General features: G+C 72.2%; 10 protein-coding genes. 4 read left to right on the top strand and 6 right to left on the bottom strand.

Annotated elements, in window-relative coordinates:
• The first annotated feature begins 58 nt into the window (after positions 1 to 58).
• The gene (locus ABZ154_RS29820; RefSeq protein WP_356837484.1) at positions 59 to 982 is read left to right on the top strand and encodes a LysR family transcriptional regulator; all 924 of its coding nucleotides are present in this window, start codon (positions 59 to 61) and stop codon (positions 980 to 982) included.
• Between the two features lies 1 nt (position 983).
• Here ABZ154_RS29820 and ABZ154_RS29815 read toward each other — a convergent pair whose 3' ends face one another.
• Positions 984 to 1,457 (bottom strand): pyridoxamine 5'-phosphate oxidase family protein, encoded by a 474-nt coding sequence (locus ABZ154_RS29815; protein ID WP_356837483.1) that lies wholly within the window; start codon positions 1,455 to 1,457, stop codon positions 984 to 986.
• A gap of 124 nt (positions 1,458 to 1,581) precedes the next feature.
• On the opposite strand from ABZ154_RS29815, the gene ABZ154_RS29810 reads away from it, so the two are divergent.
• A complete protein-coding gene (locus tag ABZ154_RS29810; protein ID WP_356837482.1) occupies positions 1,582 to 2,241 on the top strand; it encodes a cysteine hydrolase in 660 nt (219 codons plus the stop codon).
• 35 nt (positions 2,242 to 2,276) lie between these two features.
• Here ABZ154_RS29810 and ABZ154_RS29805 read toward each other — a convergent pair whose 3' ends face one another.
• The 5 genes from ABZ154_RS29805 to ABZ154_RS29785 form a co-directional block, all read right to left on the bottom strand.
• Entirely contained in the window at positions 2,277 to 2,723 is a 447-nt protein-coding gene (locus tag ABZ154_RS29805; protein ID WP_356837481.1) for a Rieske (2Fe-2S) protein, read from the bottom strand.
• A gap of 255 nt (positions 2,724 to 2,978) precedes the next feature.
• Positions 2,979 to 3,668 (bottom strand): 4'-phosphopantetheinyl transferase superfamily protein, encoded by a 690-nt coding sequence (locus ABZ154_RS29800; protein WP_356837480.1) that lies wholly within the window; start codon positions 3,666 to 3,668, stop codon positions 2,979 to 2,981.
• 26 nt (positions 3,669 to 3,694) lie between these two features.
• Positions 3,695 to 4,543: a metallophosphoesterase gene (locus tag ABZ154_RS29795; RefSeq protein WP_356837479.1), complete on the bottom strand. Its 849-nt coding sequence runs from the start codon at positions 4,541 to 4,543 to the stop codon at positions 3,695 to 3,697.
• A gap of 34 nt (positions 4,544 to 4,577) precedes the next feature.
• Positions 4,578 to 6,416 (bottom strand): ABC transporter ATP-binding protein, encoded by a 1,839-nt coding sequence (locus ABZ154_RS29790; protein WP_356837478.1) that lies wholly within the window; start codon positions 6,414 to 6,416, stop codon positions 4,578 to 4,580.
• Positions 6,394 to 8,151, bottom strand: coding sequence for an ABC transporter ATP-binding protein (locus tag ABZ154_RS29785; RefSeq protein WP_356837477.1), 1,758 nt, complete (start codon positions 8,149 to 8,151; stop codon positions 6,394 to 6,396). The genes ABZ154_RS29790 and ABZ154_RS29785 overlap by 23 nt, the downstream gene beginning before the upstream one ends.
• Positions 8,152 to 8,425: 274 nt before the next feature.
• Between ABZ154_RS29785 and ABZ154_RS29780 the strand changes: the two genes are divergently transcribed.
• Both ABZ154_RS29780 and ABZ154_RS29775 read left to right on the top strand, forming a co-directional pair.
• Positions 8,426 to 9,460, top strand: a complete 1,035-nt coding sequence (locus ABZ154_RS29780; RefSeq protein ID WP_356837476.1) for a GDP-mannose 4,6-dehydratase — start codon at positions 8,426 to 8,428, stop codon at positions 9,458 to 9,460.
• 186 nt (positions 9,461 to 9,646) lie between these two features.
• Positions 9,647 to 15,864 (top strand): type I polyketide synthase (locus ABZ154_RS29775; RefSeq protein WP_356837475.1); only part of this gene is annotated, 6,218 nt, incomplete at its 3' end.

Raw genomic sequence — 15,864 nt, 5'->3', positions numbered from 1 at the left:
AACAGCACTGATAAGAACAAGCGAGACTTTCTGTGCTGGTTCGCGTAGCATCGCTTACGTGTTGAATCTGGAGCGGCTACGCACCCTCGACGCCCTCGCCCGGCACGGCTCGGTGAGCGGAGCCGCCGGGGGGCTGCATGTCACGACATCGGCGGTCTCGCAGCAGATGGCCAAGCTGGAGCGCGAGGTCGGTCAGCAGCTGCTCGCCAAGAACGGCCGGGGCGTCCGCCTCACCGACGCCGGCCGGCTGCTCGCGGACCACGCCGCACGCATCCTGTCGCAGGTGGAGCTGGCCCAGTCCGACATCGAGGCCCAGCGCGGTGAGGTGGTCGGCGAGGTGACGCTCTCCGCGTTCCCCACGGCGGCACGCGGACTGCTGCCCGCCACGCTCACCGCCCTGCGCGCGGACCACCCCGAACTGAGAGTGCGTACGCGCGAGTTGGAGCCCGAGCAGGGGCTCCAGGCGGTGCTGCGGGGCGATGTCGACGTGGCTGTGGTGCTCGACTGGAGCAACAAGCGGCTGCCCGTGCCCGGCGGCCTGACCAAGGCCGAACTCCTCGATGACGCGCCGGACATCGCCATGCCGGCCGGGCATCCGCTGGCCGGCCGCGCGGAGGCGGATCTGGAGGACTTCGCCCAGGACGAGTGGGTCTCCTGGCCCGAGGGTGAATTCTGTTACGAGTGGCTCATGTTCACCCTGCGCTCCCGGGGCATCGAGCCGCGTATCTCCCACCTGGCCGGTGAGCATCACACGCAACTCGCCCTGATAGCCGCAGGGTTCGGTGTCTGCGTCGCACCGAGACTGGGCCGGGGCCCCGTCCCCGGGGGAGTCTGTCTGGTGCCGGTGCGGCAGACCATGCGGCGCCACATCCACGCCGTCTGGCGCACGGACGCCGACCGCCGCCCCTCCGTGCGCGCCGCGGTCGAAGCGCTGCGGGCGGCGGGGGCGCGGGTGGCGGCCGGGGTCTCCGACGGAGGGTGAACTACCGGGACGGGTCTGCCAGTTTGCGGAAGTCCCACGAAGTGATGGTGTCCGGGGTGAGCCGCAGCCAGGCGTGCCGGCCGTCGTGCGGCATCTCCTCCATCCCGAAGTACTTCGCGGGGAACAGCCGCTCCGGTACGTCGAGGTCGAGGCACGGGTCGCCCGTGCGCGGGGCCTCGCCGACGAACTCCGCCGTACCGGACAGCTCCACGCCGCGCAGCTCGTCGTATGCCTCGCCGTCGTCGACCACGACGGCGATCCTCGGGTCCTCGCGCAGCTGGGACCAGCGCAGGCTGCGGATGATGGAGTACAGCCAGAGCGAGGTTCCGTCCCAGACGAACCAGAGCGCGCCGATGTGCGGAGGGCCGTCGGTGGCGAGGGTGGCGACCCGGCAGGTGCGCTGCTCGCGGAGGTAGGCGTCCCGCTCCCCGGGGGTCATCATGATCCGGCGACCGCGGCGCTGGGTGTCGGTCATGCGGGTTCCTCCCCTTGTCATCTGACGAGCCGTCAGAAAGCATGGGGCCTCTTCCCGTGCGGCGCAATGCCCCTCGCCGCTCGGCAGACACCAGGACCGGAGAAGGACCAGGAGGAGGAGCGCCGTGGCGTCCGGAGAATCCCAGGAACGGCTCGCCGCGCTGCTGGTTCCCGCCACCACCGTACTGCTGACCGTCGAATGCCAGCAGGGGGTCGTGGGGCCGGACAGCGCCCTGCCCGAACTCGCCGCGGCCGCCCGCTCCTCGGGCGCCCTCGACAACATCGCCCGGCTGGTCGCCGCCGCCCACGAGGGCGCAGTCCAGGTCGTGCACGCCGTCGCCGAGAGCCGCCCGGACGGACGCGGCGCCAACCGCAACGCCCGGCTCTTCCGCGCCGCTGCCCGGCTCCCCGTCCAGCAGCACACCGGCACCACCGCCGTACGGGTCGCGGCGCCCATCCCGGTCGCGGACGAGGATCTCGTCGTACGGCGGCTGCACGGGCTCTCGCCGCTCGCCGGCACCGACGTGGACGCCCTCCTGCGCAACCTCGGCTGCCGCACGCTCGTCGTCACCGGGGTCTCGGCCAACGTCGCGATCCCCAACGCCGTGTTCGACGCCGTGAACCTCGGCTACACGGCCGTCGTCGCGTCCGACGCGATCGCGGGGGTGCCCGCCGAGTACACCCCCGCCATGATCCGCAACACCCTCGCTCTGGTCGCCACCATCGCCACCACCGACGACATCCTGGGCCGCTGGAAGGAATTCCGCCGACGGCCCGGCGCCTAGGGAGCGGGAGCCCTCCGCCCGGCGGGCACAGACCCTTACGCCAGCGTGATCGAGTCGCCCTCCACAGAAATCTCCCGCGCGGGCAGCGGCTGGGTGGCGGGACCGGCGGTGGGGCTGCCCGTCGCCGCGTCGAACGTCGAATTGTGGCAGGGGCAGGTGATGACGTTGTCCGTGACGTCCTTGACCGCACAGCCCTGGTGGGTGCACGTGGCCGAGAACGCCTTGAACTGACCGGCCGCCGGCTGGGTCACCACGACCTTCTGCGCGGGGAAGACGACCCCGCCGCCCTCGGGGATGTCGGCGGTTTTCGCCAGGACGGCGCCACCCGCCCCGCCGCTCCCCGGCTGCTCGACCGACTCCGCGCCGCCCGACCCGTCCGAACCCCCGCACGCGGTGAGTGCGGCGGCCGCCCCGGCCGCACCCACCGCCAGGACGACCGTGCGGCGTTCGAGGAGGGCCCGGCGCTCCTGGGCTGCGCTCATCGTGGCAATTCCCTTCATCGGTATCCATGAATGTGTCCTTCGGCCATGGGTACGGAGAGCGGGGCGCGGGTGTTCAGTGCGGGCGCGCGGGCGCGCGGGCCCCTGGCGGGGTCAGAGTCACGACGGCCGTACCGCCCGCACGGCTGCCTCTGCGCGCCGGCCGCTGTGTGCCGGTGCGTACGTGGGTCTCCGAGCGACGGGGCCGGAAGTGGGTCTTGTTCACCGAACCCTGCCCTGTACGGTTCGGCGCGCCCGCTACGGTGCCGACGGTGGCTCCGGTCGGTGCCGGGGGCCGCGGAGGGCGGGGGCGGGGCGCCGGGGCAGATGGACGGCGGTCGCCAGCAGGCCGCGCTCCCTGGTCCAGCGTCCGTCGAACTCGCCGAGGCTCCGGCCCTGCACCACGGGGCCCGGAACCAGCAGACGCGCCCGGAAGGTCCGTCCGGCCGGAGCGAAGACGATCTCCGCTTCCGAGAAGTCCAGTTCGCGTCCTGTGAGCGGGTACCAGACCTTGAAAACGCTCTCTTTCGCGCTGAAGAGAAGCCTGTCCCAGTGCACCTCGGGGCGGAGAGCGGCCAGTGCGGCGATGCTCTCGTGTTCGCGAGGCAGGGCGATCGCCTCCAGCACGCCATCGGGCAGCGGCGCGTTCGGTTCCGCGTCGATGCCCAGTCCGAGCGTGTCCTCGGTCCGTGCCACCGCCGCGGCCCGGTAGCCGTCGCAGTGCGTCATGCTGCCGACGATTCCCTCCGGCCACCGGGGAGCCCCCCGGGGACCCGGCAGCAGTGCCACCGGCGGCCGGCCCAGCTCGCGCAGCGCGCGCCTGGCCAGGAACCGTACGGTGGTGAACTCCCGCTGCCGCTTGGGCACCGCCCGCCGGATCAGCGCCTCCTCCTGCGGGAACAGTTCCTCGCCCGGCTCGTGCCCGTCGTCGTGGGACACCGCTGCCACGACTCCGGGAGGCAGTGCGCGGCTGATCACCGGACGGCCGCTGCGGTCCGTGCGGGAAGGATCCGGCGCAGGGGCTCCCGCGGGGGGCGTCCGCGCCACTCGCGGGGGTAGCCGACCGAGACCTCCTCGAAGGGCACCCCGTCGTGCCGCGTGACCCGGGGGATGTGCAGATGCCCGTAGACCATGGCGGCGGCACGGAAACGCACGTGCCAGTCCGCGGTCAGGTCCGTGCCGCACCACTGGGCGAGCTCCGGGTAGCGAAGGACCCGGGTGGGGTCACGGACCAGCGGATAGTGGTTGACCAGGACCGTGGGCATGGACGGATCGACCGCCGCCAGCCGGCGCTCGGTCTCCTCGGCCCGTGAGCGGCACCAGGCGGCCCTGCTCGGGAAGGGGTCCGGATGCAGGAAGTACTCGTCGGAACAGACCACGCCCGCCTCGTGGGCCAGTCGCAGAGATTCCTCGGTCGTGGTGGCGCCGGGCGCCCGGAACGAGTAGTCGTAGAGCACGAACAGGGGCGCGACCGTCACCGGGCCGCCGGTGCCCCGCCAGACGGGATAGGGGTCTTCCGGGGTGTCCACGCCCAGCTCCCGGCACAGGTCGACCAGCCGGAGGTAGCGCTTCTCGCCCCGCAGGTCGCAGGGGTCCTGCGGATGGGTCCACAGTTCGTGGTTGCCCGGGGCCCAGATCACCCGCGAGAAACGGTCACTGAGCAGCCGCAGCGCCCACTCGACGTCCGCGAACTTCTCCGCGACGTCGCCCGCGACGATCAGCCAGTCGTCCGACGAGGACGGGCGCAGTCTCTCGACCAGTGCGCGGTTCTCGTCGTACACGACATGAAGATCACTGATGGCGAGGAGATGTCCGTCGGGCATGCTGCGTTCCTTGTCGGTCGTGGGGGAGTGCGCGTCATCGGTCGTCGGCCGTCGCCGCGATCGGCGAGGGCGGCGCGCCGGCGCGGGCGTCGTGGAGGCGCGCGTACGCGCCCCGCAAGCGGATCAGTTCCTCGTGGGTGCCGCGCTCGACGATCCGCCCCGACTCCATGACGACGATGACGTCCGCGTCACGGATGGTGGACAGTCGGTGCGCGATCACGAAACTGGTCCTGCCCGTGCGCAGCGTCTTCATCGCCCGCTGGATGAGCACTTCCGTCCGGGTGTCCACGGAACTCGTCGCCTCGTCGAGCACCAGAACGGCGGGCTCCGCGAGGAACGCACGTGCCACGGTGACCAGTTGGGCCTCGCCCGCGCTCAGCCCACCTGACTCGTCGTCCAGGACGGTGTCGTAGCCGTCCGGCAGCGTCCGGATGAAACGGTCCGCGCAGGTGGCCTCCGCCGCGGCGACGATCTCCTCGCGGGTGGCCCCGGCACGCCCGTAGGCGATGTTCTCGGCGATCGTCCCGCCGAACAGCCAGGTGTCCTGGAGCACCAGGCCGAACCGTGAGCGCAGATCGCCGCGGGTCATCGTGGCGATGTCCGTGCCGTCCAGCAGGATCCGGCCATGGTCCACCTCGTAGAACCGCATGAGGAGGTTGCCCAGCGTCGTCTTGCCCGCCCCGGTGGGACCGACGATCGCCACCGTGCTGCCGGGCTCCACGGTCAGGGAGAGGTCCTCGATCAGCGGGGTCTCGTCGGAGTAGCGGAAGCCGACACGGTCGAACTCCACCCGCCCGCCGGACGGCTCCGGCCGCGCCGGGTGCTCGGGGTCGGGGCGCTGCTCCTCCGCGTCGAGCAGGGTGAACACCCGTGCGGCAGAGGCGATTCCGGACTGGAGACGGCCCGCCACGGAAGCGACCTGGACGATCGGCTGGCTGAACTGCCGCGCGTACAGGATGAACGCCTGCACATCGCCCAGGGAGAGCTCGCCGCCCACGACCTTCCAGGCGCCCACCACCGCCACGGCGACGTAGCCGAGGTTGGCGATGAACATCATGGCCGGCTCGATGGCACCCGACGCGAACTGGGCCTTCGTCCCCGCCCGGAACAGCGCGTCGTTGTATGCGTCGAACCTCCGCTCCGCCTCCTCGCGCCTGCCGAAGCCCTTGACCAGCGAGTGGCCGGTGCAGACCTCCTCGACCTGGGCGTTCATCGAACCGTTGGCAGCCCACTGCTCCGTGAAACGGGGCTGGGCGCGCCTGCTCATCCAGGCGGCCAGCAGTCCGGAGACCGGGATGCTCACCAGCATGACCAGTGCGAGCGAGGGCGAGATCACCAGCATCAGGACCAGCATGGTGATGATGGAGATGACGGAGGTGATCAGCTCGGCGAGCGTCTGCTGAAGCGTCTGCTGCAGGTTGTCGACGTCGTTGGTCGTGCGGCTGAGCACCTCGCCCGCCGGGTTCCGGTCGAAATAGCGCAGGGGCAGCCGCCCGAGCTTGTCGGCGGCCCGCTCGCGCAGGTCGAAGACCACCCGTTGCACGACGGCCGCGACGAGCCGCCCCTGCACCAGCATGAAGAGGGAGGCCGCGACGTACAGCACGAGCAGGAGAAGCAGCACTTCACCGATCTCATCGAAGGCGGAGCCGGCTCCGCCGCTCACGCTGCCGGGGACGGTGTCCCCCACGAGGCCGTCGACGATCAGATCGGTGGCCCGGCCGAGCAGCAGCGGACCGAACGCGTTGAGCGTGATCCCGACGACGCCGACGACGAGGGCCACGACGATACGGACACGGTGCGGCCGGAGCAGGCCGACCAGCCGCCGGCCGGTGCCGCCGGATCGCGCGGGGTCAGGGCCGGCCGACGAGACCATCAGCGGTCTCCTCCTCGGTGAGCTGGGACAGGGCGATCTCGCGGTACGTCGGGCTGTCGCGCAGCAGCTCCTCGTGCGTCCCCGCGCCGACGACCCGCCCGCCGTCGAGGACCACGATGCGGTCCGCGTCGCGGACCGACGCCACCCGCTGTGCGACGGTGATCACCGTCGACCCTGCGGTCTCCGGCGCGAGCGCGGTACGCAGCGCGGCGTCGGTGGCGTGGTCGAGCGCGGAGAAGCAGTCGTCGAAGAGGTAGACGGCGGGCCGGCGCACCAAAGCGCGCGCGATGGCCAGCCGCTGGCGCTGGCCGCCCGAGACGTTCGTGCCGCCCTGGGAGATCTCGGCGTCCAGGCTCCCGGGCATGGCCGCGACGAACGTGTCGGCCTGGGCGACCCGCAGCGCGTGCCACAGCTCCTCGTCCGAGGCCGCCGGAGCGCCGAATCGGAGATTGGTCGCGACCGTCCCGGAGAACAGGAAGGGCCTCTGCGGCACGAAACCCACCGTGTCGCGCAGGACTTCGGGCTCCAGCTGCCGTACGTCGACACCGCTGACCCGCACCGAGCCCCCGGTGGCGTCGAACTGCCGCAGCACGAGGTTCAGCAGCGTCGTCTTGCCGCTGCCCGTCGAGCCGAGCACGGCCAGGTTCTCCCCCGCGCCGACCCGGAGGTCGATGTCCTGGAGGACCGGCGTCTCCGCGCCGGGGTAGCGGAATTCCGCGCCGCGCAGTTCGACCCGCCCCACGGCGTCCGGCGAAGCGGCCACCGGCCGGGCCGGCGCGGACACGCTCGTCTCCGTGTCCAGGACTTCCTGGATCCGGGCGGCCGACACCCTGGCCCGGGGCACCGACAGGAATACGAAGGCGACCATCACCACCGACATCAGGATCAACGACAGGTACATCAGGAACGCGCTGAGCGCACCGATCCGCATCGCGCCGCTGTCGATGCGGTGCGCGCCCACCCACAGGAGCAGGACCATGAACCCGTTCATGAGCAGCAGGACCACAGGCAGCATCGAGGCGATGAGGCGAGCGACCCGCTGCGAGACCTCGTACAACTCCTGGCTCGTCCGGGTGAACCGCTCACGCTCGTAGCCGTCCCGGACGAAGGAGCGCACCGCGCGCACCCCGCTGATCCGTTCGCGCAGCAGCCGGCCGAGCCGGTCCAGCGAGGTCTGCATCCGCCCGTACAGGGCGCCCATGCGGGCCAGCAACAGGCCGAAGGCGACGGCGACGACCACGACCAGCACCACCAGGATCAGGGCCAACGGCACGTCCTGCTGGAGTGCCAGTGCCACGCTGCCCAGGCACATCAGCGGTGCGGCCACCACGATGCCGAAGCCGGACTGCGCCAGGGTCTGGACCTGGTGGACGTCGTTGACCGTCCGGGTCAGCAGCGACGGGGTGCCGAACCGTCCCACCTCACGGGCGGAGAAGTCCAGCACCCGGCGGAAGACGGCGGAGCGGATGTCGCGACCCATCGCCATCGCGGTCCGCGAGGCCAGGGACACCGCGCCGAGCGCCGCGACGACCTGGACGAGGGCCACCGCGACCATGACGGAACCGAGCCGGGTGACGTAGCCGCGGTCTCCGGTCAGCACACCGTTGTCGATGACGGCGGCGCCCAGCGTCGGCAGCAGCAGGGTGCCGAGGATCTGCACCAGCTGGAGGACGACCAGCAGGGCGGTGAGACGCCGGTAGGGGCGTACGCGGGTACGCAGAAGTCTGAACAGCACGGAACGACACTCCGGTCGACGGAGCCGGCTCGGGCGCCGACGCACACAGTGCACCGCATCGCCGTCCCGAAAATCACTAGTGTTCGGCCGCTTCCGGCGCTGCCGAGGAGCTGCGACTCGTGAATTCCCTAGTAAGGCCGGGATTTCTTGACACTGCGGTCGGCGGCTTGCGAGCGTGCCGATGTCTATCGTCCGGACAGAAGCGTATTCGATGCAAGGTCGTCGACCGAGCTGTGCGTTTGGGCGGTCTCTCCATGGTCCAGAAGGGGTTCGCATGACCAAGCGTGCGCTGATCACCGGTATTACCGGGCAGGACGGTTCTTATCTGGCCGAGCATCTCCTGTCCGAGGGGTACGAGGTCTGGGGGCTGAACCGGGGGCAGGCGAACCCGCGCAAGTCCCGGGTGAGCCGGCTCGTGTCGGAGCTGTCGTTCGTGGACGGCGATCTCATGGACCAGGGCAGCCTGGTCTCCGCCGTCGACACCGTGCAGCCCGACGAGGTGTACAACCTGGGCGCGATCTCGTTCGTGCCGATGTCCTGGCAGCAGGCCGAACTCGTCACCGAGGTCAACGGCATGGGCGTGCTCCGCGTCCTGGAGGCGATCCGGATGGTGAGCGGTCTCAACGGCTCGCGCAGCCCCGGGGAGCACGGCCAGATCCGCTTCTACCAGGCGTCGTCGTCGGAGATGTTCGGCAAGGCCGCCGAGACCCCGCAACGCGAGACGACGCTGTTCCACCCGCGCAGCCCGTACGGCGCGGCCAAGGCGTACGGGCACTTCATCACCCGTAACTACCGCGAGTCGTTCGGGATGTACGCGGTCTCCGGCATGCTCTTCAACCACGAGTCCCCGCGCCGCGGCGCCGAGTTCGTCACCCGGAAGATCTCGCTGGCCGTCGCCCGGATCAAGCTGGGCCTCCAGGAGAAGCTGCACCTCGGCAACCTCGACGCGGTACGCGACTGGGGCTTCGCCGGCGACTACGTCCGCGCCATGCACCTCATGCTCCAGCCCGACCAGCCGGACGACTACGTGATCGGCAGCGGCACCATGCACTCCGTACGCGACGCGGTGCGCATCGCCTTCGAGCACGCGGGCCTGGACTGGCAGGACCACGTCGTCATCGACCCCGCGCTGGTCCGCCCCGCCGAGGTGGAGGTCCTCTGCGCCGACAGCGGGCACGCCCAGGCCGAGCTCGGCTGGAAGCCCACCGTCGACTTCCCCGAACTGATGGCCATGATGGTCGATTCCGACCTGAGCCAGGTCTCCAGGGAGCACGAATACGGAGATCTCCTGCTCGCTTCCAACTGGTAGGGAGCCGAAGGACCGCGAAGGACTAGGGAATTCCCGTAGCGGTCCGTAAGAGACTCGCCACATGGCTTCTGGCTGACGGCTGTGAAGCCATGTGGCTTTCTATTTCTTTCGTATTGCACGGCGAGCGCGAGATGCCCCCGCGTGATTCATGTTCGGCCGCTGGCTGTCGAGATGGGTTGAGTTGAGATGGACAACGAACAGAAGCTCCGGGATTACCTCAAGCTGGCTACCGCCGATCTGCGACGCACCCGGCAGCGGGTCGCCGAGCTGGAGACGGCGGCGCAGGAGCCGATCGCCATCATCGGCATGACCTGCCGTTACCCCGGCGGGGTGAGCAGCCCGGAGGACCTGTGGCGACTGGTCGAGGCCGGTGGCAACGGCATCTCGGAGTTCCCCACCGACCGCGGCTGGGACGCCGAAGCGCTTTCCTCGGCCGGCACCGCGTCCGGCGGCTTCCTCCACGACGCGCCCGAGTTCGACGCGGACTTCTTCGGCATCTCGCCCCGCGAGGCCGTCGCGATGGACCCGCAGCAGCGCGTCGCCCTCGAATCCGCCTGGGAGGCCTTCGAGCGTGCGGGCATCGACCCGACCTCGGTCAAGGGCAGCCAGACCGGCGTGTTCATGGGCGCGATGGCGCAGGACTACCGGGTCGGTCCCGCCGACGGCGCCGAGGGCTTCCAGCTCACCGGCAACACCGGCAGCGTCCTGTCGGGACGCATCTCCTACACCTTCGGCACGGTCGGCCCCGCCGTCACCGTGGACACCGCCTGCTCCTCCTCCCTGGTCGCCGTCCACCTGGCCACACAGGCACTGCGTGCGGGGGAGTGCACCCTCGCCCTGGCCGGCGGCGTCACCGTCATGTCGAGCCCCGGCACCTTCATCGAGATGGGCCGGCAGGGCGGCCTCTCCGCCGACGGCCGCTGCCGCTCGTTCGGGGACACCGCCGACGGGACCGGCTGGGCGGAGGGCGTGGGCATCCTCGTCCTGGAGCGGCTGTCGGACGCCCGGCGCAACGGCCACGAGATCCTCGCGGTGGTACGCGGCACCGCCGTCAACCAGGACGGTGCGTCCAACGGCCTCACGGCGCCCAACGGCCCCTCCCAGCAGGAGGTCATCCAGCAGGCGCTGATCAACTCCCGGCTCTCCGCCGCCGAGGTCGACGCCGTCGAGGCGCACGGCACCGGCACCACCCTCGGCGACCCGGTCGAAGCCCAGGCGCTCCTGGCCACCTACGGCCAGGGCAGGGACGCCGACCGGCCGCTGCTGCTGGGCTCGGTCAAGTCCAACATCAGTCACACCCAGGCCGCCGCCGGTGTCGCCGGCGTCATCAAGATGGTCATGGCCATGCGGCACGGAGTGCTGCCGAGCACTCTTCTCGCCGACGAGCCCTCCTCGCACGTCGACTGGTCCCAGGGCGCCGTGCGCATCCTCACGGAAAGTTCCCCGTGGCCGGAGACGGGCGCGCCCAGGCGGGCCGGCGTCTCCTCCTTCGGCATCAGCGGAACCAACGCCCACACCATCGTCGAGCAGGCCCCACCCGCCCCCGAGGCCGAAAGCCAGGACGAGGACGGGGGCGCGGCGACCGCCGACCGGAGGGGCCCCGTGCCGCTCCTGGTGTCCGGACGGACACCGGAGGCGCTGCGCGCCCAGGCCGCCGCACTGGTGTCGGCCCTGGAGGCCGACCCTTCCGCGACCGTCCTCGACACCGCGTACTCCCTCGCCACCACGCGCGCCGGCTTCGAGCACCGCGCGGTGCTGACCGCCGCCGACCGCGACGCGGCGCTCACCGGTCTGACCGCGCTGGCCGACGGCCGCGAGGCGGCCGGCCAGGTGCGCGGTGTCGCCCAGGGCGACGGGAAGCTGGCGATCCTCTTCACCGGCCAGGGCTCCCAGCGCCTCGGTGCCGGCCGTGAACTGTACGCGCGCTTCCCCGCGTTCGCCCAGGCACTCGACGCCGCCTGCGCCGTCCTCGACCCGCTGCTGGACCGCCCGCTGCGTGACGTGCTCTGGGGTGAGGACGCGGAGGCGCTGAACCGCACCGAGTACGCCCAGCCCGCACTGTTCGCCGTCGAGGTCGCGCTCTACCGCCTGGTGGAATCCTGGGGCGTCAGGCCGGACCACCTGACCGGCCACTCGATCGGCGAGATCACGGCCGCCCACATCGCCGGAGTGCTCTCGCTGGACGACGCGGCCACACTCGTCGCCGCCCGCGGGCGGCTCATGCAGGAGCTGCCCGACGGCGGCGCGATGACCGCCGTGGAAGCCACCGAGGACGAGGTCGCCCCGCTGCTGGCCGGCCACGAGGACTCCGTGTCCGTCGCCGCGGTGAACGGGCCCTCGGCGCTCGTCCTCGCGGGCGAGCGGGACGCGGTCGACGCCGTCGCCGCCCGGCTGGAGGCCGAGGGCCGCAGGACCAAGCGGCTCCGCGTCTCGCACGCCTTCCACTCCCCGCTCATGGAGCCGATGCTCGCCGCGTTCCGCACCGTGGTGGAGGGACTGACCCTCCAGGCCCCGCTGCTGCCGTTCGTGTCCAACCTCACCGGCGAGCCGGCCACCGTCGCCCAGGTCACCTCCCCCGACTACTGGGTGGACCACGTCCGGCGGGCGGTCCGATTCGCCGACGGCGTCGACTGGCTCGCCTCCCACGGTGTGACCGACTTCCTCGAACTCGGCCCGGACGCCGTGCTGTCCACGATGGCCCAGGACTGCCTGGAGACGACGGGCACCGACGCCCACGGGGTGTTCCCCGTACTGCGCGGGGACCGTTCCGAGATCCAGACCCTCATCACCGCACTGGCCGGACTCCACGTGCGCGGTGTCACCGTGCGCTGGGCGGACTGCTTCACCGGCACCGGAGCGCGCCGCCACGACCTGCCGACCTACGCCTTCCAGCGCCGCCGGTACTGGCCCAAGGGCACAGGGGCCCACGGCGGACCGGCCGAGCTGCGGGCCGCCGGGCTCGGTGCGGCGCACCACCCGCTGCTCGTGGCCGCCGTCTCGCTCGCCGACTCCGAGGGCGCACTCCTCACCGGCCGCCTCTCGCTCCGGTCCCACCCGTGGCTGGCCGACCACGCCGTCCACGGCACCACGCTGCTCCCCGGCACGGCCTTCCTGGAACTCGCGATCCGCGCGGGCGACGAGGTCGGCTGCGACCGCGTCGAGGAACTGACCCTGGCCGCGCCCCTCGTCCTGCCCGAGCAGGGCGGCGTCCAGGTGCAGATGTGGATCGGCAACCCCGACGACTCCGCCCGCCGGACCGTGGACGTCTACGCACGGCCGGAGGACAGCGACGAGAGCGCCTGGACGCGGCACGCCACCGGTGTGCTCGCCGTCCGGCGGCCGGGCGGGCAGGAGGGCGAGGGCGCCCCGTTCGACGCCGCGACGGCCTGGCCCCCCGCCGGAGCGGTGCCGCTGTCCGTGGACGGCGTCTACGACCGGCTGGCCGACGACGGCTTCGCCTACGGCCCCTCCTTCCAGGGCCTGCGGGCCGCCTGGCAGCGCGACGGCGAGGTGTACGCGGAGGTCGTGCTGCCCGAGGGCGGCGAGGCCGACGCGGGCTCCTTCGGGCTGCACCCCGCGCTGCTCGACGCGGCGCTCCACGCGACGTCCTTCGTCGAACTCGGCACGGAGAGCCGCGGTGGACTGCCCTTCTCCTGGGAGGGCGTGACCCTGCACGCCACCGGCGCCGGCGCCCTGCGGGTGCGGCTGTCGCCGACCGCCGGGGACGCCGTGTCGATCAGCGTCGCCGACACCTCGGGCGAACCGGTGGCCTCCGTGGAGTCGTTGGTGCTGCGCGCGGCCGGCGACCCGCGGACCGACGCCGCGGCCACCGCCGCCCGCGACGCCCTGTTCGGTCTCGACTGGGCACCCGTACGGCAGGCGGCGACCGCTCCCGGCTCCCTCGCGCTGGTGGGACCGGACCCGTTCGGCCTGGAGTCCGCGGGCGCCCTCGCCACGTACCCGGACCTCGCGGCCCTGGCGGAGGGCGGGGGTCCGGTGCCGGACGTCGTCCTCATGGCGGTCGACGGCACGCCCGCCGTGCCGGACGCGGACGCGGCGCGGACCGCCCACACCCTGACGGCCGGTGTCCTGGCCGCGGTGCGGGACTGGTCGGCCGACGAGCGGTTCGCCGGTTCCCGGCTGGTGTTCGTGACCCGCGGCGCGGTCGGAGGCCACGACGTCGCGGCGGCTGCCGCCTGGGGCCTCGTCCGCTCGGCGCAGGCGGAGAACCCCGGCGCCTTCGCCCTGGTGGACCTGGACCCCTGGGAGCCCGCCCCCACGCCGCTCGCGGCCCTCGGGACGGACGAGCCCCAGATCATCGTGCGCGACGGCGTCGTACGGGCCGCACGGCTGGTCCGCAGAGCCCTCGGCGACCTCACCTCGGGCCCCGACTGGGCCGGCGGGGGCAGTGTGCTGATCACCGGTGGCACGGGTGGTCTGGGCGCGGTGACGGCGCGGCATCTGGTGGTCGGACACGGTGTGCGGCGGCTGTTGCTGGTGAGCCGTAGCGGTCTCGACGCCGAGGGAGCCGAAGCGCTGGTCGAGGAGCTGACGGAGCTGGGCGCCGAGGTCGTCGTCGGACGGTGCGACGTGTCCGACCGCCTCGCCCTGGAGCGGCTGCTGTCCCGGCACGAGGTGTCGGCCGTGATCCACACGGCGGGGGTGCTGGACGACGGCGTCGTCACGTCGCTGACCCCGGAGCGGCTGGAGAAGGTCCTGCGGCCCAAGGCCGATGCCGCGTGGCACCTGCACGAGCTGACCCGCGACCGGGATCTCGCAGCCTTCGTCGTCTTCTCCTCGGTCGCCGGAGTGATCGGCAGCCCGGGGCAGGGCAACTACGCCGCCGGCAACGCCTTCCTGGACGCGCTGATGGAGCGTCGTCGGGCGGAGGGCCTGCCGGGTGTGTCGCTCGCCTGGGGCCCGTGGGACAGCACCGGCGGCATGACCGGCACGCTGGCCGGGACCGAGGCGGACCGGCACGCCCGCTCCGGTGTGCGGGCGCTCGCCGCCGGGCAGGGCGTCGCCCTGTTCGACGCGGCCACGGCCGCCGGGGAGGCGCTCGCCCTCCCCGTACGCCTGGACCTTTTGGCCCTGCGCGCGCAGGGCGAGGTCCCGCCGCTGCTGCGCTCCCTCATCCGCAGGCGCACGCGTCGTGCGGTCGTCGCCGGCTCGGGCACGGCCGGGGACCTGGTCCAGCGACTGAACCGGCTGGACGCCGAGGAACGCCTCGACCTGCTGCTCGACCTCGTGCGCGGGCAGGTCGCCCTCGTGCTGGGCCACGCCGGCGGCGAGGACGTCGACGCCGGCCGCGCCTTCCGCGAGCTGGGCTTCGACTCGCTGACGGCGGTGGAGCTGCGCAACCGGCTCAACGCCGTGACCGGGCTGCGGCTGCCCGCCACCCTGGTCTTCGACTACCCGACCGTGCGGAGCCTGGCCGGATACGTCCTGGACGAACTGCTCGGCACGGACGCCGCCGCGCCCACCGCCACGCGTACCGCCGCAGTGGCCGACGACCCCATCGTGGTAGTGGGGATGAGCTGCCGGTACCCGGGCGGGGTCGCATCGCCGGAGGACCTGTGGCGGCTGGTCACCGAGGGCGCCGACGCCGTGTCCGGCTTCCCGACGAACCGCGGCTGGGACGTCGCGTCGCTCTACCACCCGGACCCGGACCACCCGGGGACCGCGTACACCCGCTCGGGCGGATTCCTCCACGAGGCGGGCGAGTTCGACCCCGAGTTCTTCGGGATGTCGCCCCGCGAGGCCCTGGCGACCGACTCCCAGCAGCGGCTGCTGCTCGAAGCCTCCTGGGAGGCGGTGGAGCGGGCCGGCCTGGACCCGGTGTCGCTCAAGGGCAGCGCGACCGGGGTGTTCACCGGTGTGATGTACAGCGACTACGGCGCGGTGATGGCGGCCCCGGAGTTCGAGGGCTTCAGGGGCGGCGGCAGTTCCGCGAGTCTCGCCTCGGGCCGGGTGTCGTACACGCTGGGGCTGGAGGGTCCGGCGGTGACGGTGGACACGGCGTGTTCGTCGTCGCTGGTGGCGATGCACTGGGCGATGCAGGCGCTGCGCGGTGGTGAGTGCTCGCTGGCGCTGGCCGGCGGTGTCACCGTGATGTCCACCCCGTCGGTGTTCATCGACTTCGCCCGTCAGCGCGGGCTCTCCGCCGATGGCCGGTGCAAGGCGTTCTCGGAGTCGGCCGATGGTGTCGGCTGGTCGGAGGGTGTCGGGATGCTGGTGCTGGAGCGGCAGTCGGACGCGATGCGTAACGGTCACGGGATCCTGGCGGTGGTGCGGGGTTCGGCGGTCAATCAGGACGGTGCGTCCAACGGTCTGACCGCGCCGAACGGTCCTTCGCAGCAGCGGGTGATCCGTCAGGCGCTGGCCAGTGGCGGGCTCACGCCGGA

Source organism: Streptomyces sp. NPDC006261, from assembly GCF_040613515.1.
GTDB lineage: Bacteria > Actinomycetota > Actinomycetes > Streptomycetales > Streptomycetaceae > Streptomyces.
This window is presented reverse-complemented; position numbering and strand designations above follow the sequence as displayed.